We start from the raw sequence: 22560 nt of genomic DNA on the forward strand, positions 1-22560 counted from the left end.
CGGGCGGGAAGCGCAGCAGCCCTGCCGCCGGATACAGCGCGAGCAACGCCGACAGGACGGCGGTGGCGTCGTCGTCGTGCACGCCGCGCTGGTACCCCTCGTCATAACTCGCGGCGGTCGACTCCCTTACGAGCAGGGCCAGTTCCGCAGGAGCGAGACCGCTCAGCGCGTCGGCGCCGTGTTCGTCGAGCAGCCGGGCCGCCAGATGCTCGGCGCGGTAGACGGACGGCGACTCGGACGGCAGCGACTGCTCCCAGTAGGGGCGGGTCGCCGCGAACTCCGCGTCGGTGACCGGCGCCCTGAAGTCCGTACCCGTCAGGGCGAAGGCGAGTCCGTCCCCGTGCGGCACCAGGGTCAGCTCGAACGGTTCGGTGTTCACGGCGAACCGGTGGCGCCCGAGCCGGACCGTGGCGCCGCCGTCCTCGTACAGCTCACCCCGGTCGCGCAGCGCGCGCCCCGCCTCCTGTTGTGCCTCCCGCAGCCGTCCCTCCAGTTCGCCGGCGCGCACCGGGTCGCCGAGGTCGCGCAGTTCGTCGGCGATCCGGCGGACCTTGGCGACCATCGGGTCGGAGGCGAAATAGGTGTGCACCGCCGCCGGATCCGGCAGCGAGCCGAGCCGGCGGCGCACACTGTCCAGCACCCGGGCCGCCGAGTCGGCGAGCCGTTCTGCGCGCCCGGCCCGCGCGTCCTGGAGGGTCTGCTTACGGGTGGCGAACGCCTCGTGCACCTCACCGCGGCGCTCGGCCAGCCGGGCGAGGAAGTCGTCGGACCCGGCGAACCGCGACTCCAGGTCCTCAAGGCGCAGCAGCAGCCTGGTCAGTTGTTCGTCGCAGGCCGCGGGGGAGCCGGCGGCGGCCAGCGCGCCCGTGACGGCCTGGCCGAGCAGCGCGAACTCGGCGGCGAACCCGGCCGTCGCCTCCCGGGACACCAGCTCCCCGCGCCGTGCTTCGAGGGCGGCGCGCACGCGGTTGGCGCCGCCGAGTACGTCGGCGATCCGCTCCAGCACCGTCGTCCGGACGGTTGTGTCGGCGATGTCGAGTCCGGACACCACGTCGGTGACGGTCGCAAAGGCCTCGGTGAGTTCCGTCAGCCGTGCGCCGAGCGCGTCGGCGTCGCTGACGCCGGTCAGTGTGTCCGTCTCGGCCAGCAGTGCGTCGACGGTCTCGTGGTAGTCGGCGAACGCGCCCTCACCGCTGAGGAATTCGACGGCGCTCCCGGCCGCCCACGCGACGTCCTCCTCGGCGCGGGCGCCGAGCGTGGTGATCCGCTCGGTGTCGGCGTGGTGCATGTCCATGAGCGACATCAGCCGGCCGTGCGCCCGCCGCAGTGCGGTGAGCCGGTCGATCCATCCTGCGGCCGAGCGCGGCGTCTCGCCGCGCACCGACCGGACGAGCCCCGTCAGCGTGCGCTCGGCGTCGTCGAGGGCGTCCGCCGCCTGCCGGGTCAGCTCCATGACCGCGTCGAACTCGGCGAGCGCCTGCCGGGCTGTCTCCCGCATCTGCGCCAACGGCTCCGCGAGCAGGCCGAGTTCCGGGTCGGTCAGCCAATGGTGCCGGTCGGCTGCGCGTACGCAGTCGGCCGCCAACTGCCGGTGCACGGCCGCCGTCGGTGTCATCTCCCGTACGCCGCCGGCCAGCGCGAGACAGTCCGAGATACCGCGCACCAGGTCGGCGTTGCCGGTCCTGGCGAGCGGCCCGCCACCCGCCGGCCGTGCGGCGGCGTGGGTGTCCGAGACATAGGGGGTCCGCCACCGCTGCAGCACATGCACCCGGCCCGGCTGCGCCTCGCCGCCCGGGTCCGCCTTGAGCAGGATCAGGGTGCCGTCGTCGAGAAGCGCGTGCCCGCGTCCCGTCAGCGGGGTCGCGACCTCCTGGCGGATCAGGTTGTACGGCAGCAGCAGGCCGCGGCTCGCGTCGCGTGAGCGGAAGACGTACAGCACGTCCTCGCCGTTGGGGGAGCGGACCGCCCCCTCGAAGACGGGGTCGACCAGCGCGTCTGCGGTGTCGAAGGTCTTGAGGGCGCCGGTGGTGAGGTAGTACCCGCCGGGGAAGATGATTCCCTGGTCCTCGGGGAGCCGGTGGCAGGACGGTCCGACGGCGTCGATCCGCAGCACCGTACCGAGCAGGGTGTTGACGACCAGATGGCGCCAGGCCTCCTCCTTGTAGGGGCGCACCCGCAGCAGGACGAGCGGCCCCAGCTCGGCGTACTCCATCTCGGCGTCGGCGAGGGACTGGAGCGGTTCGTCGACCGGCTCCTCGTACACGTTCCCGGGCGCCTGGCCGCCCTGGGCCGTCCTCACGGTGAGGGTGCCGCCGAGCGTGTCGACCGCCAGGCCGCCGCCCGCGCCGATGGCGATGTGCGGGTGGCGGCCGCGTACGTGCGTGTCGCGGCCGGCCGCCGTCCAGACGAAGTCGTGCGACGCGGGAAAGACATGGTCGCGCTCGCCCCGCCCGTCGACGAAGGCGCCGGCGGAGCCGTCCGGCTCCTGGGCCCAGCGCAGCACCCGCACGTCCGCCGCGTCCTCGCCGGTGCGGAACACCGCGAGCAGTTTGCCGTCGACCGTCCGCAGCCTGCGCAGCCGGGCCTCGCGGAAGTAGCGGTGCAGTCCGGCGAACTCCCTGACGAAGGCCGGGTCGTTGAGCAGGGTCCGCCGCCCTTCGGGCAGCTCGGCCAAGTCCGGTGTGCGCAGGGTGAGTACGTCACCGACAGCCGGCTCGCCCGTAGCGCCCGGGGCCCGTTCGAACCCGAGGAGCAGATCGCCGCCGACGGCCAGCAGGTCCCGGGGCACGCAGGGGTGCCCGGTGGTGATCCGCTCGGTGGCGAGCAGCCGCAGCTCCGTCGAGCCGAACTCCTCGGCCCTGCGGGCGTTGAGGGCCTCGGCGCGCCGGGTCAGCTCACCGGCCTGTTCGTCGAGCCGGCGGCGCAGTACCCCGTACGCGCCGGCGTCCACGGCTTCGTCAGTCATCAGGCCACCGAAGCGCCGTTGGAGGAGACCGGCACACCGGTCGGGCCGCCGCCGGTCAGCGCGGAGACCGGGGTGTCGGCGATGCCCAGCTTCCGCGCCGCTTCGAGCAGTTGCTGGAGCTGACCGGACGCGGGTCCTGAGGAGGACGCCGTCAGCCGGCCGAGCAGCGCCGACACCGTCAGATTCCGCACGTCACCCGTGGACAGCGAGCCGAGCACCTGGGTCAGATCGTCCGCGAACCGCGATCCCTCCTCCAGCCACGGACCCGCGAGCGTCCTGGCGGTCTGCGAGTTGGCCACGAACCCGTCGATGCCCTTGCCGAGCGAGACGGACGAGACCAGCCGGTCGAAGAAGACGGAGTCGCCGCCGACGATGTCGATGTCCGCGTTCTCCAGACCGGTCGCCAGGATGGTCGCCTGCGCCTCGGCGACCTGCCGCTGCACATCGAAGCCGGCCAGCCGGATCTCCTTCTCCGCCGCCAGCCGCAGCCGGTACTCCTCGTGGCCGCGCGAAGCGTCGTCGAGCGCCGCCATCGCCGCCGCCTTCTCCGTCAGACCGCCCGCCTCGGCGCTCAGCCTGGCCGAGGCCGCTCCCGCCTCCGCCCGGCCGGTCTTGGCGATGACGTCTGCCTCGGCGTCCCGGACCTGGATCCCGGCCAGCCCCACGGCCGCCGACTCCGCCTGGACGCCCTTCGCCAGCTTCTGCTTGGCCTGGGCGTCGTAGTCTGCCGCCGTCAACCGTGCCTGTGCGAGGGTCAGTTGCTCGGCAGCCCGATGGGTCGCCGCGGCTTCGGCGGCTTCCGCCGCCTTGATGTCCTTGACCAGCTTCTCCTGGGCCTCGGCCTCGGCGGCGATGATCACCGACCGGCGGGTGCGCTCGGCCTCCTCGACCACCCGCAGCTTCTTGATGGACTCCTCCTGCTCGGCGACCGTACGGTCCACGGCGAGCCGTTCCCTGATCACGTCCGCCACCTCGCGGCGCTCGGCCTCGACCTCCTTCGTCGCCGCGATCCGGTTCAGCTCCGTCTCACGCTCACGCCCGATGGCCTCCAGCATCCGGTCCTTCTCGATGCGCTCGTTCTCCACGGCGATGACCCGCTCGCGGTTCTTCTCCGCGACGGCGATCTCCCTGGCCTGGTTCTCCCGCTGGATGCCGAGCTGCTCCTCGGTGCGGATGAAGGCGCTCTGCGAGCCGAGCCGCTCCTCCTCCTGGACCCGGGCCGTCGCGGCCTCCTCACGCGCCCGCAGCGTCTCGACCTCGCGGCGCTGCTTGATCTCGGCCTCGGACTGCCGCCGCTCCAGCTCCAGGATGGTCTCCCGGGCGTCGACGTTCTGCCGGGTCATCTCCTTCTCCTCGGTGCGCTGGAACTCGTTGGTCTTCACATGCTCGATCGCCGTCAGCTCGGTGATCTTCCTGATGCCCTGCGCGTCCAGGATGTTGGCGCCGTCGAGCTGCGTCATCGGCGTCTGCTCAAGGAAGTCGATCGCCGCGTCGTCCAGGTGATAGCCGTTCAGGTCCGTGCCGATGACCCGGATGATCCGGTCGCGGAACTCCTCACGCTTGGTGTAGAGATCGACGAAGTCGAGCTGCTTGCCGACTGTCTTCAGCGCCTCGGAGAACTTCGCTGCGAAGAACTCCTGGATCGCGATCTTGTCGCTGGCCCGCTCGGTGCCGATGGCCTGCGCCACCTTGATGACGTCCTCCACGGTCTTGTTGACCCGGACGAAGAACGTGATGTGGATGTCGGCGCGGATGTTGTCCTGGCAGATCAGCCCCTCGCGGCCGGTGCGCCGGATCTCGATGGTCTTCACCGAGATGTCCATGGTCTCGGCCTTGTGCAGCACGGGCAGGACGACGGCGCCGGTGAAGGTCACATCGACCTTTTTCGTCTTGGAGATGATCAGCGCCTTGCCCTGCTCGACCTTGCGGAACAGCCGGGTGACGACGAGGAGAGCGGCTACGGCGACGAGCAGGACAACGGCGACGAGCACGCCGATGCCCAAGGAGATGGCATCCATGACAGTCCTTGCAGGCTGGTTGGCGGATCGGTGAAGGGGGCCCGGAGACAGAAGGGGCCCGGGAGAGGCGCGGGGGCGGGGGTCAGCCGGCGTCGCGCGGCAGGCCGGGCTTTCGTACCCGGGGCCCGGGGTCGAGCGCCGCGTCGTACGGGGCGACCCAGAAGAACTCGCCCTCGGCGTCGTACGCGTAGAGGAGTCCGCTGCTGCCGAAGGCGAGCGGATACCCGGTGTCCGGTCCGGCGAGCCGGACCTGCACGATTGCCGTCGACCCGTCGGGCGCGGCCACTTCGGCCTGTCCGAAGTCGGTGGTGACGGAGCCGGTGCGGACGGCGCAGACCTGCCCGACGAAGTCCCGCCTGGACGGCGGCGGTTCGGCGGCGTACCGGCGCAAGTGGCGTACGAGCAGCCGTACGACGGCCCAGCCGACGACCAGGGCGGCGGCCAGTACGGCGGCGGCGAGGCAGGCCTTCGTGCCGCTGGACAGCGCGCTGCGGCGCAGCAGGACCGAGCCGGTCAGACTGGTGAACCAGGCGACGACCAGGAAGAGCGAAGCGGAGACGGCGACCGGCACCCCGCCGAACCCGATCGCCTCGGCCTCCAGGTCGGCGTCGAAGGCGTGGTGGTCGGCGGCCCCGGCCAGCACGAGCAGCCAGAAGCAGACCACGACGACCAGGGCGGAGCTGAAGAGAACAGCGGGGAAGCCGAGCGTCGCTGAAAGGAATTCCGTCATCGGTCCGCCCCCGTCTCGGCGGAGCGCGAGCGTGAGATTCCGGCAGGTTCCCGGAGGCAGAGCCCGGGGTCCGGGCCGGCTGCGGACTGTGCCGCCGCGCGACCCGGATGGTCCCCCGTGCCCCGTATCCCCCTCGGTTTCCCCCGTGTCCCCCGCTTGCCCCCCGTTCGTCCCCCGTGCTTTGCCGCACTGATCGTGTCATCGGGGGCCGGTTCGGCGCATTGCCGGATTCCGGCAATCTTTATGCGCTCTTGATGCCGGGCACCGGCATCCGTCTCCGCGCGTTGACGAAGTGTCGAGATCCCTTGATTCCCGAGGAGTACGTGTGCCGGAGCCGGAGATCCCCCAGGCCCTGCTGGGGGACTACGTCCGTATTCTGCGCGAGGTGGCAGCCGCCGGACGCCGCCTCACCCGCGACGAGTTGGAGACGTTCCGGGCGCTCGGCCGGGAGGCTGCCGACGCCGGGCACCAACTGCGTGCGCTGGTGCGGCTCTATCTGTCGGAGACCCGGGCCTGCTGGCCGCAGGCGGCCGTCGCCGACCCGGCGGCGACCGCCGATTCCGTGCTGGCCGCCGTCGAGCAGACGGTCGACGCCTTCGCCGAAGGCTTCGAGCGCGCCCAGCGGCTGACCGTGCGCCGCGAGGAGGCGGCCCGGCGTGAGTTCATCGACGACCTGCTCTACGGACGCAGTGACCTGGGCCGGCTCGCCGAACGCGCCACCCGCTTCGGACTGCGCCTCTCGCGCGCCCACGCCGTCGCCGTGGCCGCCGGACCCGAGGCGTACTCGGAGACCGACGCGGTGCCCCGCAGCGTCGAGGCGGCGCTGCTGTCCCGCTTCAGCGGCCGGAAGATCCTGCTCACGACCAAGGACGGACGGCTGGTGTGTATCGCGCCCGCCAGCCAGCCCGATGTGCTGACCTACTTCGCCAAGCAGTCCCACGCGGCGACGGAGGGCGGCCAGGTCGCGATCGGCCGGGCGCACAAAGGCCCGGGGGGCGTCGTCCACTCGTACGACGAAGCGCTGGACGCCCTCGACCTGGCGCGCCGGATGGGAATCGACGATCCCGTGCTGCGCTCCGCCGATCTGATGGTGTATCCGGTCCTGACCCGGGACCGGCAGGCGATGGCCGATCTGGTCCGCAGCGAGCTGGGCCCGCTCCGCGAGGCCAGGGGCGGCGCCGAGCCGTTGCTGAACACCCTCGCCGTCTACTTCGACGCCGGCTGTGTGGCGGCCGAGACCGCGCGGCGGCTGGCGCTGAGCGTACGGGCGCTGACGTACCGGCTGGAGCGGGTGCACCAGCTGACCGGCTCCGACCCGGCCGACCCGATGCACCGCTACACGCTTCAGACGGCGGTGATCGGCGCCCGGCTGCTGGACTGGCCCGCCAAGGAGCTGTGACGCGCCGGGCGGGCCCCGCCGGGCGACGGCCTACCGCTGCGGTTCGCCGGAAGGTCCGGCGGGTGGTCCGGCGGGCTCGGGCGTGAGGTCGTCGTGCGTCGGCATCGACGGCTCCGGAGCTTCCGGAGCCTCGGGAGTGCCGGGAGTGCCGGAAGCGTCGGCCGGCGGTACGGGAGCCCGGTTCCGTCTGCCGACGACCAGGGACTGGATCCGGGTGACGGCCGGCTGCGTCCAGCGGGCGGTGAGCGGACCGAGGACCACCAGGATCAGCACGTACGCCGTGGCGATGGGGCCGATGCGCGGCTCGGTCGCGACGGCGAGCCCCGCGATCACGATCGAGAACTCGCCGCGCGCCACGAGCGTGCCGCCGGCCCGCCAGCGTCCCGGCGAGCCGATACCGGCGCGCCGCGCCGCGTACCAGCCGGTGAGGATCTTGGTGACCACCGAGACGACCGCCAGCAGCGCCGCGGGCAGCAGGACGGGCGGAATGGCCGCCGGGTCGGTGGAGAGTCCGAAGAACACGAAGAACACCGCGGCGAACAGGTCGCGCAGCGGGGTCAGCAGCTTGCGGGCGCCCTCGGCGACCTCCCCGGACAGCGCGATCCCGACGAGGAACGCCCCGACGGCCGCCGAGACCTGCAACTGCTGGGCCACACCGGCGACCAGGACCGTGAGCCCGAGGACCACGAGCAGCAGCATCTCCGGGTTGTCGGACGACACCGCCCTGCTGATCAGCCGCCCGTGCCGCAGCGCCACGTAGAGCACGAGCCCCACGGCGCCGAGCGCGATCACCAGCGCCACACTGCCGCCCGCGAGACCGACCCCGGCGAGCATGGCGGTGAGCAGCGGGAGGTACACGGCCATCGCCAGGTCCTCGATGACCAGGACCCCGAGCACGACGGGCGTTTCGCGGTTGCCGAGCCGGCCCAGGTCGGCCATCACCTTGGCGATCACTCCGGACGACGAGATCCAGGTGACCCCGGCGAGCGCGACGGCGCCCACCGGACCCCAGCCGAGCAGCAGCGCCGCGACGGCGCCCGGCGTGGCGTTCAGGACGAAGTCGACGGCGCCGGACGGGTATTGCGTCTTGAGGCTCGTGACGAGTTCGGAGGCGCTGTATTCGAGACCGAGCAGGAGCAGCAGCAGGATCACGCCGATCTCGGCGCCGACGGCGGTGAACTCCTCACTCGCGCCGAGGGGCAGCAGCCCGCCGTGCCCGAACGCGAGCCCGGCGAGCAGATAGAGCGGGATCGGCGAGAGCCCGATCCGCCCGGCGAACCGGCCGATGATGCCGAGTCCGAGGATGACGGAGCCCAGCTCCACCAGGAGTGCGGTCGTGTCGTGCACGGTCAGCCCCCCGCGATGATGTCGGAGAGGGCGTCGACGCCCTCGCGCGTACCCACGGCGACGAGCGTGTCCCCGATGGCCAGCCGGAAGTCGGGGCCCGGCGAGGGATGCGCGCTGTGTGTGCGCAGTACGGCGACGATGGAGGCGCCCGTCCTGGTCCTGGCCCGGGTGTCACCGAGCAGCCGGCCGCCGTAGGGGGAGCGGGTGCCGAGCGGTATGTGTTCGGTCACCAGGTCGATGCCGTCGGTGCGTACGGCGTCGATGGGCGCGGGGTCGATGAGGTGCGCGAGCGCGGTGGCCTCTTCGGGCGTCAGCGGTACGGAGAGCTGGCAGGCGTCGGGATCGTCGTGCTGGTAGAACCCGAGGAACCGTCGCCCGTCGTTGTGCACCACCACCGAGATGTGCCGGCCGGACTCGGTGGTGAAGTCGTACTGCGCGCCGACTCCGGGCAGCGACGTGTGACGGGTTCCCATGGCTTTCCTCCCGAGCGGTGCGCCACGGCGGGGTCGCGCCATGCCGCACTTGGTGATCTCTTTATCCGCCCATTACCTTATAGCGACCATGTGGCCGGGCTTTATGCCCGAAGTGATCATCCGGTTTCGTCGGGAGCCGCGGCGGGCGCCGGGGCGGCCGACGCGGCGGGGTGATCTCCGGGGTTCTGTCGTATCGTCGCGGACATGGTCGAGCGAACTCACCGCGTGGTCGTCGAAGGGGCCCGGATCATCAGTCCGCGGCTGAACCTCCGCCCGTGGCACCCTGACGACATCGAAGGAGCGCTGCGCGTCTACGGCTCGGACGACGTGTCGCGCTGGCTCGCACCCGCGATGGAACGGGTGCCCGACGCGGCAGCCATGCGGGCGCTCCTCGACCGGTGGGTCGCCGAGGCCGGCACCCTGGAGACACCGCAGGGGCGGTGGGCCGTCGAACTGCGCGAGAGCGGCGAACTGATCGGCGGCGTGGCGCTGCTGCCCCTGCCGCCGCACGGCGGGGATCTGGAGATCGGCTGGCAGTTGGCCCCGGAGATGTGGGGGCAGGGCTACGCGGCCGAGGCCGGCCACGCCGTCGCGCACCAGGCGTTCGAGTCGCCCGCCGGGATCGACGAGCTGTTCGCCGTGGTCCGCCCCCGCAACGAACGCGGCGCCGCCACGGCGCGCCGGGTCGGCATGGAGTGGGTGGGCGAGACCGACAAGTACTACGGACTCCAACTCCAGGTCTACCGGCTGCGCAAGGGCGACCTCGACACCACGGGCCTCACGGCGCCGCCCCCGGCGTAGCGCGCGGCGGAAACGGCGGGGGTGGCGGAGATGTGTCCGGGCCCGGCGCTCACAGATCGAGGACGGTGTCCTCGCGGGGACGGGAGCAGCAGATCAGGGCGTCGCCCTCGGCGGGCGGCTCGATCGGCTCGGGGTCGTAGCCGACCTCACCCGACAGCAGGCCGGTCACGCAGGTGTGGCACACCCCGGTACGGCACGACCAGCGCACCGGCACGTCGCACGCCTCGGCCAGCTCCAGCAGCGTGCCGTACTCCGGTTTCCAGGGGACCGTGAGCCCGCTGCGGACGAAGGTCACCGCCGGGCCCGTCCCCGGGTCGCCCCGGGGCGCGTGCGGCGGGCGCGCGGCGGCCGGGGCGATACCGGGGGTGAGGGCCGGGCCTGCCCCGAAGACCTCCGTGTGGATGCTGTCGGGGTCGAGGCCCGCTCCGGTCAGCGCGCCGGTCAGATCGTCCATGAAGGCGGTGGGACCGCACAGATAGGCGTCGGCTTCGGCGGGCAGCCCCAGCCGGGCCACCAGCGCGGACGTCAGCCGCCCGGCCTCGGTGTGGCCGTCCCCGTTCCGCAGGTCCTCGGGGCGCGGGTGGCTGTAGCAGATGACGGTACGGCTGCCGGGCAGCCCTTCGAGCAGCTGCCGGGTCTCCTTGGCGAAGGCATGGTCGGCGCCGTCGCGTGCGCCGTGCAGCCACCAGACCCGCCGGTCCGGCGCCGTGTCGGCGAGCGAGCGCAACATCGCGAGCAGCGGAGTCGCGCCCACGCCCGCCGAGGCCAGGACCACCGGCCCGGGTCCTGGCGCCAGGGTGAAGTCGCCGCGCGGCGCGGCCGAGAGGAGCCGGTCGCCGACCCGCACCCGGGTGTGCAGCCGGGTGCTGGCGGCGCCGTGCGGCTCCTGCTTGACGCTGATGCGATACCGGTCGGCGCCGGGGCGGCCGGAGAGGGAGTAGCTGCGCACCAGCGCCGGTCCCTCCGGGCCCGCGTCCAGGCGTACGGTCAGATACTGGCCGGGCGCGGCCGCGGGCAGCGGCGCGCCGTCGTCGGCGGCCAGCCACAGGGAGAGCACACTGCGGCTCTCCTCCTCGATCCCGGTCACCGTCAGCGGCCGGAAGCCCGGCCACGCGGGACCGCCACCGGGGCCGGTGGTGCCGTCCGTCCCGGCCGTCTCGCCCTTCCCGGCCGGCTCCGCCAGCATCGTCTCGAACGAGCCGCGCCAGCCGGGGCTGAGCGCCCCGATCCTCAGCGCCCGCCGTACCCGCTCGCGCGGGTGGCCGGGCAGATACAGCAGCCCGTCGACCTCGGCGACGGTCATCCCGCCAGGACCCTCCGCGACCTTGACGATCTCCTGTCCCGCCTCCACCTCGCCCTCGGTGAGGACCCGGAGGTAGAAGCCCGGCCGCCGGTGCGACACCAGCAGGGACGGCATACGGGGCTCCCGCATCCGCATCCCCACCCGGTAGCAGGTCACCCGGGGCTGGGTCACCTCGAAGAGCGCGTCCCCGATCCGGTACCGGTCGCCGACACACACCTCGTCGTCGGGCAGCCCCTCCACGGTGAAGTTCTCCCCGAACTGCCCGTGGGTGAAGTCGTCGCGCCCCAACTCCCGCTCCCAGTGGCGGTAGGAGTCGAGCTGGTAGACCATGACGGCCCGGATCTCGCCCCCGTGCCCGGCCAGATCGCCCTGCCCGTCCCCTTCGACGTTCAGCCTGCGCACCATCCGGGGCCCGGTGACCGGGGTCTTCCAGATGCCCGTGTGTACCGTCCTGCCCTGCCATGTCACGTCCTGGGGGAGGCCGACGTTGACGGATACCAGCCTGGCCACGCTGCCCACCTCACCCCTCGACGGCCCCTTCTCCGAGCCTAGGACGTCTCCCGCTGTGACGCGCGTCCGTCCGGCCGGGCAGGACCGGGCGGATACTGGAGGGATGGAGCTGTACATACCCGGCATGGCCGCGGTGCGGGAGCGGATCGGCAGCAGTCTGTTCGAGCGGGTCGCGGGACCGGAAGGCCCGGCGAACCGCAGCCGGTTCCACGACGCTCCGGGGGAGCGGTGGTTCGGTCCCGACCGGCCCGTACGCGCCGTCCACGGCGACGCCTCCATGTTCGTCGGCGGGCTCAGGGCGCTGCTGCTGCAGTCGCTGCACCCGCTGGCGATGGCCGCGGTCGCGGGCCACTCCGGCTACCGGGGCGACCCTTGGGGCAGGCTCCAGCGCACCAGCACCTTCCTCGCCGTGACGACGTTCGGCACGGCGGACGACGCGCAGCGCGCCGTCGACCGGGTACGGGACGTGCACGAGCGGGTACGCGGACGCACACCGGACGGTGAGCCCTACCACGCGGCCGATCCGCATCTGCTGACCTGGGTGCACATCGCCGAGGTCGACAGCTTCCTGCGCGCCCACAAACGGTTCGGCTCGCAGCGGTTGACCTCCGACGAGTACGACGGGTACGTCGCCGACACCGCACGCGTCGCGACCGCGCTCGGCGCCGTCGACCCGCCGCGCGACCAGGCCGAGCTGGCCCGGCGGCTGGCCGACTACCGGCCCGAGTTGCGCGCCACACCGCAGGCGCGGGACGCCGCGCGCTTCCTGCTGCTGAGCCCGCCGCTGCCGTGGCCGGCGCGCCCGCCGTACGCCGTGCTCGCCGCCAACGCGGTCTCCCTGCTGCCCATGTGGGCGCGCCGGCTGCTGAGGCTGCCGTATCTGCCGGGCGTCGAGGAGACGGGCGTACGCGTCGCGGGCCACGGCCTGGTCAGGACGATCCGCTGGGCGATGGCCCGGCCCCCGTCCGACCGGCCCCCGTCCGACCACCCGACTCCCGACCGGGCCGCTCCGGACCGCCCCGCTTCCGACCCCCCGACGCCCGACCGACCCGGCGAAGGCCCCGCCCACTCCTGAAACGCGCGTCAGCCGCGCCGTACCCGGGGCGCGGGCACCAGCCGGACCGCCGTGTTCAGCACATGGTCGATCACATCGCGCGAGGGGGTGTCGGTGAGATTGGCCAGCAGCCGGGCCAGCGTGTTGACCAGGAACGGCGAGCCCATGACGTAGCGGTTGAGGATCGGCTGGAAGCCGGACCTGCTGAAGACCAGATCGGCCGCCGCGTTGCCCAGCCGGTAGTAGCGGCCCAGGCGGCGGTTCATCTCCTCCGGGTAGCTGTGCAGCACCCGCTCGCGCGCCGCCCCGTCCGGCCGGGACAGCGCGAGCGCCGCCTTCTCCGCCGCCACCTCACCGGCCTCCATGGCCTGGCCTATGCCCTCACCGTTCCACGGGCTGATCATGCCGCCCGAATCCCCGACCAGCAGCAGCCCGTTGGTGTACAGGGGGTGCCGGTTGAAGCCGAGCGGCAGCGCGGCGCTGCGCACCGGACCCTCGGCGTTCTCCTCGCGCAGCCCCCACTCCTCCGGGGTACGGGCGAGCCATTCGTCCAGTACCTTCCGCAGGTCGGCGCTGCCGTGGGTGCGGTGCGGCACAGCGCCGAGCCCCACGTTGACGCGGCCGTCGCCCATCGGGAAGATCCAGCCGTACCCGGGCAGGAAGTGCTCACCGCCGGGGAAGCGAAGATCGGCCCAGAGCTCCAGATACTCCTCCTGGGAGCGCTCGGGGCTGCGGTAGTAGCGCCGCGCGGCCGTCGCGATCAGTTTGCCCTTGTCCCGGTCGAGCCCCATGGCGAGAGCGATCCTGGCTGACGCCCCGTCGGCGGCGACGACGATCGGCGCGCGGTGGACCACCGGTTCCCCCGACCCCGACACGGCGGTGACGCCGGTGACGCGTCCCGCCCGGTCGGTGACCGGCGCCGTCACCTTCACGCCGTTACGCAGCCGCGCCCCGGCGGCGACCGCGTGGCGCGCCAGGATGTCGTCGAAGTCGTGCCTGCTGCGGGACAGTCCGAAGCTGGGATAGCGCCCGAGGTCCGGCCAGTCGATGTGCACCTGGCGCTCACCCGCCACCCAGCGCATCCCGCGCGAGCGCATCCACCCCGGCGCCTCGATGTCGATGCCCATCCTGACGAGCTGGTGCACCGCGCGCGGTGTCAGTCCGTCACCGCACACCTTCTCCCGGGGGAAGTCGGCCTTCTCCAGCAGCAGGACGTCCACGCCCGCCTCGGCGAGGTGGAAGGCGGCGGACGAGCCCGCAGGGCCCGCGCCCACCACTATCACCTGGGCGTCTTCGCCCGACTTCGTCTCCCGCATCGGGAATCCCCTTCCGGTCCGGCCTGCGCCGCGTTCGGTACGGCCCGCACCGCGCTCGGTCCGGCGGCCCGCTCCATCATCACCCGACCCGGGTTCTTGACGGACGATCACGACGGGACGAGACTGCCGCTGAATGTGACAACGATGTCACGAAAGCGTTTCGCGGCACGCGGCAGGCGCGCCGGACGAGGCGGCAGGCGGGCAGAGGAAGGTCTCCACGGTGCATCGACCAAGCGGCAGATGGAGCAGACTCGGAATCGCGGCGGTGGTGCTGGCGGCCTGCGCGACGGCCGTCCCCACGGCGGCGGTCGCCGACTCCCCGGCGCGGGCGGAACACGTCAAACTGGTGTCGGACCCGACGGATTACGTCGACCCGATGATCGGTACCCGGAAGGGCGTCGACTGGGAGAACACCTTCCCCGGGGTGACGGCGCCGTTCGGGATGATGCAGTTCAGCCCCGACACCACGTCGGGGCCCACCGGTTACTCGTACGACGACGACCAGATCAAGGGCTTCAGCCTCGACCACTTCTCCGGCGGCTGCTCCTCGTTCGGCGACATCCCGATCCTGCCGGTCACCGGAGCGGTCGGGGACAACCCCGCTGCCAGGACCGAGCACTTCTCGCACGACGACGAGCACGCGGCGGCCGGTTCGTACGCCGTCGAGCTGGCCGACTCGAAGGTGCGGGCGCAGTTGGGCGCCACCGAGCGGACCGGTATCGCCTCCTTCCGCTACCCGGCGGGCAGTCAGGCGCAGGTGCTGGTCAAGTCGGGCACCAGCCTCGGCGGCGACCTGGCGGCCGACGTGCGGGTGGTCAACGACCACGAGCTGTCGGGCACCACCACCCCGCACGGGCTGTGCAACAACAGCAAGTACACGATGTACTTCGACATCACCTTCGACCGCCCGTTCACCGCGCACGGCACCTGGCAGGACGGCAAGGTCACGCCGGGTTCCTCCGGCGCCACAGGGCCGGGCTCCGGCGCTTACCTGACCTTCGACACCTCCGGCGACGCGTCCGTGACCGCCAAGGTCGGTATGTCGTACGTGAGTACGGCGGGCGCCGCGAAGAACCTGGCCTCCGAGATACCCGGCTGGGACGTCGGACGGGTGCAGGCCAAGACCCGCGCCGCCTGGCGTGACGCGCTGCTGAAGGTCGACGTGGGCGGTGCCAGGCCCGACGAACTGACCACCTTCTACACCTCGTTGTACCGCTCGCTGCAGTCGCCGAGCGTCTTCAACGACGTGGACGGCCGGTACATCGGCTTCGACAACGCGATCCACCGGGTGCCGAAGGGGCACACCCAGTACGCGCACTTCTCCGACTGGGACATCTACCGCTCGCACGCGCCGCTGCAGACGATGCTCTACCCGCAGCGGACCGGCGACATGGCCAACTCGCTGCTGCGCGACGCCCAGCAGCAGGGCGGCTGGTGGCCGAAGTGGCCCTCGCAGAACATGACCGGCAACGTGATGAACGGCGACAACGGCGTACCGCTGTTCGCCCAGTACGTGGCGTTCGGCGCCCGCGGTGTCAACGTCCGTGACGCGCTGCCCATCATGAAGAAGGGCGCGACGCGCTCGGAGAGCGTCGGCTGGGGCTGGGTCGAGCGGCCCGGTGTCGAGGACTACGTACGCCTCGGCTACGCGCCCAACAACGCCGACTCGCAAGGGGACCACGGTCTCCAGGGCGCCTCGGAGACCCTGGAATGGGCCACCGACGACTTCGCCATCTCCCAGCTCGCCGCCTCCGTCGGCGATCACAGGACGCAGGCCGAGTACGCGAAGCGCGGCAACAACTGGCAGAACATCTACGACCCGGCGACCGGCTATCTGCGCCCGCGCGACGACAACGGCGCGTTCCCCGCGGGCCCCGGCTTCCAGACACCGCCGGCCGGTGCCTTCGGCCAGGACGGCTACGACGAGGGCAACGCCGCCCAGTACAACTGGTCGGTCCAGCAGGACATGGCGGGCCTGGTGGCCGCGATGGGCGGCAAGGACAAGGTGATCCCGCGCCTGGACGAGTTCTTCGGCAAGCTCAACGCCGGCGGAAACGAGCCGTACGACTGGGCGGGCAACGAGATCGACACCACGGCGCCCTGGGCGTACGACTACGTCGGCCAGCCGTGGAAGACCCAGGAGGTCACCCGGCGCTTCGAGACCGAGCTGTTCACGACGGAGCCCGACGGTCTGCCGGGCAACGACGACAACGGCGCGCTGTCGTCCGAGTACGTGTGGGCGGCGCTCGGCATGATGCCGGCGACCCCCGGCACCCCGACCCTCGCGCTCAACAGCCCCCTGTTCAAGCGGGCCGTGATCAGCCTGGGCACCGGCAAGAAGATCACCATCGACGCCCCGGCCGCGGCCGACGACGCGCCCTACATCACCGACATGCGGCTGAACGGCAGGCAGTTCGAGTCGACCGCCCTGCCCGCCTCGCTCGCGACGCGCGGTGGCGACCTCGACTTCAGCCTCTCCACCCGGCCCGACACCCACTGGGCCACCGGCGCGAAGGCCGCGCCGCCGTCGTACCGGACCGGTGAGGTCCCGGCCGTCGGCTACCTCACCCCGACCGGCACCCAGGTGACCCCCGGCGGTACGAGCCTGCCGGCCACCGTCGGCGCCGCCACGCTCGCCGGGCACGCGGGCAAGGTCCGCTGGACGGCGGCCTCCGACGTCGCGGGCGTCACCGTCAGCCCGTCGTCCGGCACGCTGGACCTCGGCCGCGCGCCGACCGCCCACGTACCGGTCACGATCAAGGTCGCCGAGGACACCCCGTCCGGCTACCACCCGGTCAAGGTGACCTTCCGTACGGCAGCGGGCACGACCCTGCCCGGCGGCGCCGTCGTGGTGACCGTACCGGCCGCCGACGGCGCCGCGACCGCCTGCGACACCCTGGGCGCCACCGACACCGAATGCGGGCTCCGGCTGCGCGACAACGGCGACGGGCACACCACGCCGGTCACCGTGGGCGGCCGGGAGGGCCGCTCCACCACGGACGGCTCACCGTTCCAGTACTTCGACGTCGACAACACCATCGTCCCCGGCGGTCACTACACGGCGACCGTGACGATCGAGTACTACGACCACGGCACCGGCAGCTGGGGCATGCAGTACGACTCCACGACCGACGCCTACCAGCAGGCGACCCCGGTCGCCAAGACCGGCACCGACACCTGGAAGACCGCGACGTTCACCCTGGACGACGCGGCGTTCCACAACGGCGAGAACGCCGGTACCGACTTCCGCCTCGCCAACAACGGCGACACGGGAACCATCGGCAGCGTCCATGTCTCCGTCTCCGGAGACAACGTCCTCGCCCTCCACCTCTGCCCCGCCGACAACTGACCGACCGCTTTCACCGGCCACGGGTGCCGGGTGTCCACGCGGACACCCGGCACCCGGCACCCCGCACCCGTGGCTTTGACCCGCCCCCGACTACGTGACACCGATCGCCGACGGCATATCTTGATATCAAGCAATGTCGCAGACGCAGACGTGGAGCGGAGTACCGGTGACTGACTCGACCATCATCTATACGCGAACCGACGAGGCCCCGGCCCTGGCGACGTATTCGTTCTTGCCTGTGGTCGAGGCGTACGCCTCGACGGCCGGGGTCACCGTGGAGAGCCGCGACATCTCGCTGTCCGGGCGGATCATCGCCGGCTTCCCCGAGTACCTGGAAGAGGGCCAGCGGGTCGAGGACGCGCTCGCCGAGCTGGGCGAGCTGGCCAAGACGCCCGGCGCGAACATCATCAAGCTGCCGAACATCTCGGCCTCGATCCCGCAGCTCAAGGCCGCCGTCGCGGAGCTGCAGCAGCTGGGCTACGCGCTGCCCGACTACCCGGACGACCCGAAGACCGACGAGGACAAGGACGTACGGGCGCGCTACGACAAGGTCAAGGGCAGCGCCGTCAACCCGGTGCTGCGCGAGGGCAACTCCGACCGCCGCGCCCCCGCGTCCGTCAAGAACTACGCCAAGGCGCACCCGCACCGCATGGGCGCCTGGACACCCGAGTCGAAGACCAACGTCGCGCACATGAGCGGCGACGACTTCCGCTCCACCGAGAAGTCCACGGTCATCGCCGAGGACGGCACCCTGCGCATCGAGCTGGCCGGCGACGACGGCAGCACCACCACGCTGCGCGAGTCGGTGCCCGTGCTCGCGGGCGAGGTCGTGGACGCGACGGTGATGCGGGTCGCCGCGCTGCGTGAGTTCCTCACCGCGCAGGTCGCCCGCGCCAAGGCCGAGAACGTGCTGTTCTCGGTGCACCTGAAGGCCACCATGATGAAGGTCTCCGACCCGATCATCTTCGGCCACGCGGTACGCGCCTTCTTCCCGAAGACGTTCGCCGAGCACGGCCAGGCGCTCGCCGCCGCGGGTCTCAGCCCGAACGACGGCCTCGGCGGCATCCTCAAGGGCCTGGCGGCCCTGCCGGACGGTGCCAAGATCAAGGAGTCCTTCGACGCCGAGCTGGCCGAAGGCCCGGCCCTCGCGATGGTCGACTCGGACCGCGGCATCACCAACCTGCACGTGCCGAGCGACGTCATCGTCGACGCCTCCATGCCGGCCATGATCCGCACCTCGGGACACATGTGGGGCCCGGACGGCAACGAGGCCGACACCCTCGCCGTCATTCCCGACAGCAGCTACGCGGGCATCTACCAGGTCACCATCGACGACTGCCGCGCCCACGGCGCCTTCGACCCCGCCACGATGGGCTCGGTCGCCAACGTCGGTCTGATGGCGCAGGCCGCCGAGGAGTACGGCAGCCACGACAAGACCTTCGAGATCCCCACCACCGGCACGGTGCGGGTCACCGACGCCACCGGCAAGGTCGTCCTCGAACACGTGGTGAGCGCCGGGGACGTGTGGCGCATGTGCCAGACCAAGGACGTGCCGATCCAGGACTGGGTCAAGCTCGCCGTCACCCGCGCCCGCGCCACCGGCAACCCGGCGGTGTTCTGGCTGGACGAGGGGCGCGCGCACGACGCGAACCTCATCGCCAAGGTCGAGAAGTACCTGCCGGAGCACGACACGGACGGGCTGCTCATCGAGATCCGCAAGCCCGAGGACGCCATCGCGTACTCACTGGAGCGCATCCGCAGGGGCGAGGACACCATCTCCGTCACCGGCAACGTGCTGCGTGACTACCTGACCGACCTGTTCCCGATCCTGGAGCTCGGCACGAGCGCCAAGATGCTCTCGGTCGTCCCGCTCATCAACGGCGGCGGACTGTTCGAGACCGGCGCCGGCGGCTCGGCCCCCAAGCACGTCCAGCAGCTCGTCAAGGAGAACTACCTCCGCTGGGACAGCCTGGGCGAGTTCCTGGCCCTCGCCGTCAGCTTCGAGCACCTCGCGACGAGCACGGGCAACGCACGCGCCCAGATCCTCGCCGACACGCTCGACCGCGCGACCGGCACGTTCCTGGACGAGAACAAGTCGCCCAGCCGCAAGGTCGGCGGTATCGACAACCGTGGCAGCCACTTCTACCTGGCCCTCTACTGGGCGCGTGAGCTGGCGGCGCAGACCGAGGACGCCGAGCTCGCCGGGGCGTTCGCCGCCCTGGCCAAGACGCTGGGCGACCAGGAGCAGACGATCGTGGACGAGCTGATCGCCGTCCAGGGCAAGCCCGCCGACATCGGCAGCTACTACCGTCCGGACGACGCCAAGGCGTCCGCCGTGATGCGCCCCTCGGCGACGTTCAACCAGGCCATCGCCACCCTCGGCTGACCTGGCAGAGCGCGCGTGAGAGCCCCGGTCCCGCACCCCGGCGGGACCGGGGCTCTCAGCCTGCCTCGGTCCCGACGACCCACCGGTAGGCGGCTGCCGCGCTGAACTCGGCCTGACCGCCGGGGAAGATCAGCCCGGCCGTGCGGAACGCGGGATCGGCCGCCGCGCCCGGCACGTACGGGACCGCGACGCAGCGCATCCCCGCGGCGTGCGCCGCCTCCACCCCCGGCGCCGCGTCCTCCAGCACCACACACGCGCCGGGCGCGGCGCCCAGCCGCCGCGCCGCCTCCAGGAAGACGTCGGGCGCCGGCTTGCCGTGCGCGACCTCCTCCGCCGACACCGTCGTCGCGAAGTACCGGTCGAGGCCGGTACGGCCGAGCGCCGCCTCGATGGCGGCGCCGGAGGAACCCGACGCCACCGCCAGCGGCGCACCCGCCGCGTGCAGCAGCTCCACGAACGCCCGCATCTCGGGGAACACCTCGGTCGACTTCCGCACCAGCTCCAGATACAGCTCGTTCTTGTCGGCCAGCAGCTCGTCGACCGGTACGTCGATGCCGTACTCGGCGCGCAGCGCCTCCAGCGTCTCGCGGGTACTGATCCCGATGTACCGGCTGTGCTGCTCCCAGCTGAAGTCAGGCACCCCGTGCCGGGCCAGCAGCCGGCGGCCCGCCTCGTAGTAGTTCGGCTCGCTGTCGACGAGTGTCCCGTCAAGATCGAAGATGACCGCCGGAGGCTGTGACGTGCCCGAAGTGCTCATGCCCTCAGCATGTCAAGCCCCGGTACCGGCCCGCTCGTCGGCGCCGTCCGCCCTGCTACCGTCGCCCGGGCATCGTCGCGTCGAAGAGGGGACACACCGTGAGCGTCAGCAGTGCCGGGCGGGCCTTCGTCGGATCGTTCACCTTGGCGGGAGGCCGCGGCGTCATCGCCGTGGACGTGGCGGGCGGGAGCGGTGCGCTCACCGAACGCGGCGCGAGCGACGCGGTGGCCGATCCGTCCTTCCTCACGCTCACCCCGGACGGGTCCGTGCTCTACGCCGTCTCCGAGACGCAGGACGGCGGCGCGGCGGCGTTCGAGGTGCTCGCAGGGACCGGCGGGCTCCGGCCGCTGGGACAGCGGGTGCGGGTCGAAGGGGCGGGCCCCACCCACCTCACGCTGGTCGGCGGTCATCTGCTGACGGCCAACTACGGCTCAGGCAGCGTCAGTGTGCTGCCCGTCGCCGCCGACGGCGGACTGCTGGCCCCGTCCGCCGTGTTCCGGCACGAAGGCGCGGGACCCCACCCCGAGCGGCAGCGCGAACCCCACGCCCACCAGGTGCTCGCCGATCCGGGCGGACGCTGGGTGGTGAGCGTCGACCTCGGCACCGACTCGGTGCGGGTCTGCGCCCTCGACCCCGGGACGGGGGAGCTGACCGCGCACAGCGAGACGCCGCTGCGCCCCGGGTCAGGACCGCGCCATCTCGCCTTCCATCCGGCGGGCGGCCACGCGTATCTGCTGAACGAACTCGAACCGACCCTCACCGTCTGCCGCTGGGACGCGGTCGTGGGGCGGCTCGAACCGCTCGGCGAGGCGCCGCTGCTGCCCGCGGGCGAGCAGTCGGAGAGCTTCGCCTCGGGGGTGGCCGTCTCGCGGGACGGACGGTTCGTCTGGGCCGCCAACCGGGGCCACGACAGCATCGCCGTACTCGCGCTCGACGAGAGCTACGAGAAGGCCGAGCTGGTCACCACGGTCGGCTGCGGCGGCCGCTGGCCGCGCGATCTCACGCTGGACCCGACCGGCCGCCGCCTGTACGTCGCGAATGAGCACTCCGGCGACGTGACCTGGTTCGACATCGACCCGGTGACCGGCATCCCGGCCCGCGCCGGCTCCTTCGAGGCCCCCGCCGCCTCCTGCGTGATCTTCGGCTGAGGCCGAGCGGCGGACCGCGGGACACCCGCGGTCCGCGCCGCCGCTCAGAGCGCCGGGGAGCCCTGCGGCTGCTGGGCGATGCCCAGTACCGTCGCGTACTTCGACAGCACGAGCTTGCCGATCGCCGGATAAGCGCCCAGCGGTTCGGCTGCCGCGCAGTCGGCCTCCTTGAGCGCGGCGTCGAGCAGCCCCTCGGACAGCTCGGGGCCGATCAGGTACGGCGCGAGCGCGAGCTGGTTCGAACCGGCGCCGCGCAGCTGCTCGGCGATGGAGCTGACGGAGCCCGGCACGTCGAGCGCCGCTGCCATCACCGGTACGGCGAGCCTGGCCGCCAGCAGCATCCCCGTGATCCCCGCGGTGTCGACCGCCTCCTCGCCCCCCACCGTGGCGAGGATGATGCCGTCGGCCGCCGTGGTGACCGTGAACAGCCGTGCGCGGTCGGCGCGGGCGAGACCCACCTCCGAGAGCCTGACGTGCAGCGCCTCGGCGAGCAGCGGGTGCGGACCGAGGACGTCGGTCAGCTCGGCGCCCGCCCCGCTGTCGGCGACGGCCTGCTCTATCCGGCTGATCAGGTCACCTTCGGGACCCGCGAGCAGCGGCACCACGACAGCGGCCGGACCCTCGGGCTCCGCGACCTCACGGCCGGCCGCCTTCGCCAGCTCGTAGCGTTCGACACGCTGCGTGGCCGTACGCGCCACGATGACGTGCAGCGCGGGGAACTCGGCGTCGTCGGCGCTGTCGCCCTCCAGATAGCCGATCCTGGCCTCAAGGCCGGGCAGCTCGGAGCGGGCGATGGAGACGACCTCTTCGGCGAGACCACGGACGGCGGCCGAGGGTGTGCCGGGAACCGCGAGGACCAGGGTGGGCGCGCCTTCGGGCGCGGCCACGGGCTCCGGGCGGCGGTGGCGCCCCGACTGGCGGGGTCGCGGCATTCGTACAGGCAGGCCGGGTGCGGGCCCAGTGGGGGTGCTCATGACCCAGAATGCTACTGGTTTTGTGGGTGC

The 22560-nt window shown here is 72.2% G+C and carries 15 protein-coding genes; 6 read left to right on the forward strand and 9 right to left on the reverse strand.

Going from position 1 to position 22560, the window contains the following annotated elements:
• The 3 genes from HY68_RS30860 to HY68_RS30870 form a co-directional block, all read right to left on the reverse strand.
• Positions 1-2965: DNA repair ATPase (locus HY68_RS30860; RefSeq protein WP_041998030.1), on the reverse strand; the 2965-nt coding region annotated here is incomplete at its 3' end.
• On the reverse strand, positions 2965-4983 hold the full coding sequence (locus HY68_RS30865) for a hypothetical protein (protein ID WP_041998032.1): 2019 nt from the start codon (positions 4981-4983) through the stop codon (positions 2965-2967). The genes HY68_RS30865 and HY68_RS30860, both read right to left, overlap by 1 nt.
• Positions 4984-5065: 82 nt before the next feature.
• On the reverse strand, positions 5066-5713 hold the full coding sequence (locus HY68_RS30870) for a hypothetical protein (protein ID WP_041998034.1): 648 nt from the start codon (positions 5711-5713) through the stop codon (positions 5066-5068).
• Between the two features lie 325 nt (positions 5714-6038).
• Between HY68_RS30870 and HY68_RS30875 the strand changes: the two genes are divergently transcribed.
• Positions 6039-7112, forward strand: coding sequence for a helix-turn-helix domain-containing protein (locus HY68_RS30875; RefSeq protein WP_041998036.1), 1074 nt, complete (start codon positions 6039-6041; stop codon positions 7110-7112).
• 30 nt (positions 7113-7142) lie between these two features.
• On the opposite strand, the gene HY68_RS30880 is transcribed toward HY68_RS30875, so the two are convergent.
• On the reverse strand, positions 7143-8459 hold the full coding sequence (locus HY68_RS30880; protein ID WP_041998039.1) for a cation:proton antiporter: 1317 nt from the start codon (positions 8457-8459) through the stop codon (positions 7143-7145).
• A 2-nt stretch (positions 8460-8461) separates the two neighbouring features.
• On the reverse strand, positions 8462-8932 hold the full coding sequence (locus HY68_RS30885) for a TrkA C-terminal domain-containing protein (protein ID WP_041998041.1): 471 nt from the start codon (positions 8930-8932) through the stop codon (positions 8462-8464).
• A 204-nt stretch (positions 8933-9136) separates the two neighbouring features.
• On the opposite strand from HY68_RS30885, the gene HY68_RS30890 reads away from it, so the two are divergent.
• On the forward strand, positions 9137-9733 hold the full coding sequence (locus HY68_RS30890; RefSeq protein ID WP_041998042.1) for a GNAT family N-acetyltransferase: 597 nt from the start codon (positions 9137-9139) through the stop codon (positions 9731-9733).
• A 49-nt stretch (positions 9734-9782) separates the two neighbouring features.
• On the opposite strand, the gene HY68_RS30895 is transcribed toward HY68_RS30890, so the two are convergent.
• Positions 9783-11546, reverse strand: a complete 1764-nt coding sequence (locus tag HY68_RS30895) for an MOSC and FAD-binding oxidoreductase domain-containing protein (protein WP_042000269.1) — start codon at positions 11544-11546, stop codon at positions 9783-9785.
• A 103-nt stretch (positions 11547-11649) separates the two neighbouring features.
• On the opposite strand from HY68_RS30895, the gene HY68_RS30900 reads away from it, so the two are divergent.
• A complete protein-coding gene (locus HY68_RS30900; protein WP_078864028.1) occupies positions 11650-12621 on the forward strand; it encodes an oxygenase MpaB family protein in 972 nt (323 codons plus the stop codon).
• An 8-nt stretch (positions 12622-12629) separates the two neighbouring features.
• Here HY68_RS30900 and HY68_RS30905 read toward each other — a convergent pair whose 3' ends face one another.
• Positions 12630-13916: a geranylgeranyl reductase family protein gene (locus HY68_RS30905; protein WP_041998044.1), complete on the reverse strand. Its 1287-nt coding sequence runs from the start codon at positions 13914-13916 to the stop codon at positions 12630-12632.
• Positions 13917-14136: 220 nt separating this feature from the next.
• Here HY68_RS30905 and HY68_RS30910 point away from each other — a divergent pair, with 220 nt between their 5' ends.
• Together HY68_RS30910 and HY68_RS30915 are read left to right on the forward strand one after the other, a co-directional pair.
• Positions 14137-17265, forward strand: a complete 3129-nt coding sequence (locus HY68_RS30910) for a GH92 family glycosyl hydrolase (RefSeq protein ID WP_241778814.1) — start codon at positions 14137-14139, stop codon at positions 17263-17265.
• Between the two features lie 166 nt (positions 17266-17431).
• Positions 17432-19651 carry an NADP-dependent isocitrate dehydrogenase gene (locus tag HY68_RS30915; RefSeq protein ID WP_042000277.1) on the forward strand — a complete coding sequence of 740 codons (2220 nt, stop codon included), beginning with the start codon at positions 17432-17434 and terminating at the stop codon, positions 19649-19651.
• Between the two features lie 55 nt (positions 19652-19706).
• Here HY68_RS30915 and HY68_RS30920 read toward each other — a convergent pair whose 3' ends face one another.
• Complete coding sequence (locus HY68_RS30920) at positions 19707-20408, reverse strand: HAD family phosphatase (protein ID WP_041998046.1); 702 nt, start codon at positions 20406-20408, stop codon at positions 19707-19709.
• Positions 20409-20506: 98 nt separating this feature from the next.
• Here HY68_RS30920 and HY68_RS30925 point away from each other — a divergent pair, with 98 nt between their 5' ends.
• Positions 20507-21556 (forward strand): lactonase family protein, encoded by a 1050-nt coding sequence (locus HY68_RS30925; RefSeq protein WP_041998048.1) that lies wholly within the window; start codon positions 20507-20509, stop codon positions 21554-21556.
• A gap of 44 nt (positions 21557-21600) precedes the next feature.
• Here the strand turns inward: HY68_RS30925 and HY68_RS30930 are convergent, their stop codons facing one another.
• Positions 21601-22530 (reverse strand): hypothetical protein, encoded by a 930-nt coding sequence (locus HY68_RS30930; RefSeq protein ID WP_041998049.1) that lies wholly within the window; start codon positions 22528-22530, stop codon positions 21601-21603.
• Between the last annotated feature and the right edge of the window lie 30 nt (positions 22531-22560).

Origin of the sequence: Streptomyces sp. AcH 505 (assembly GCF_000818175.1) — a bacterium.
GTDB lineage: Bacteria > Actinomycetota > Actinomycetes > Streptomycetales > Streptomycetaceae > Streptomyces.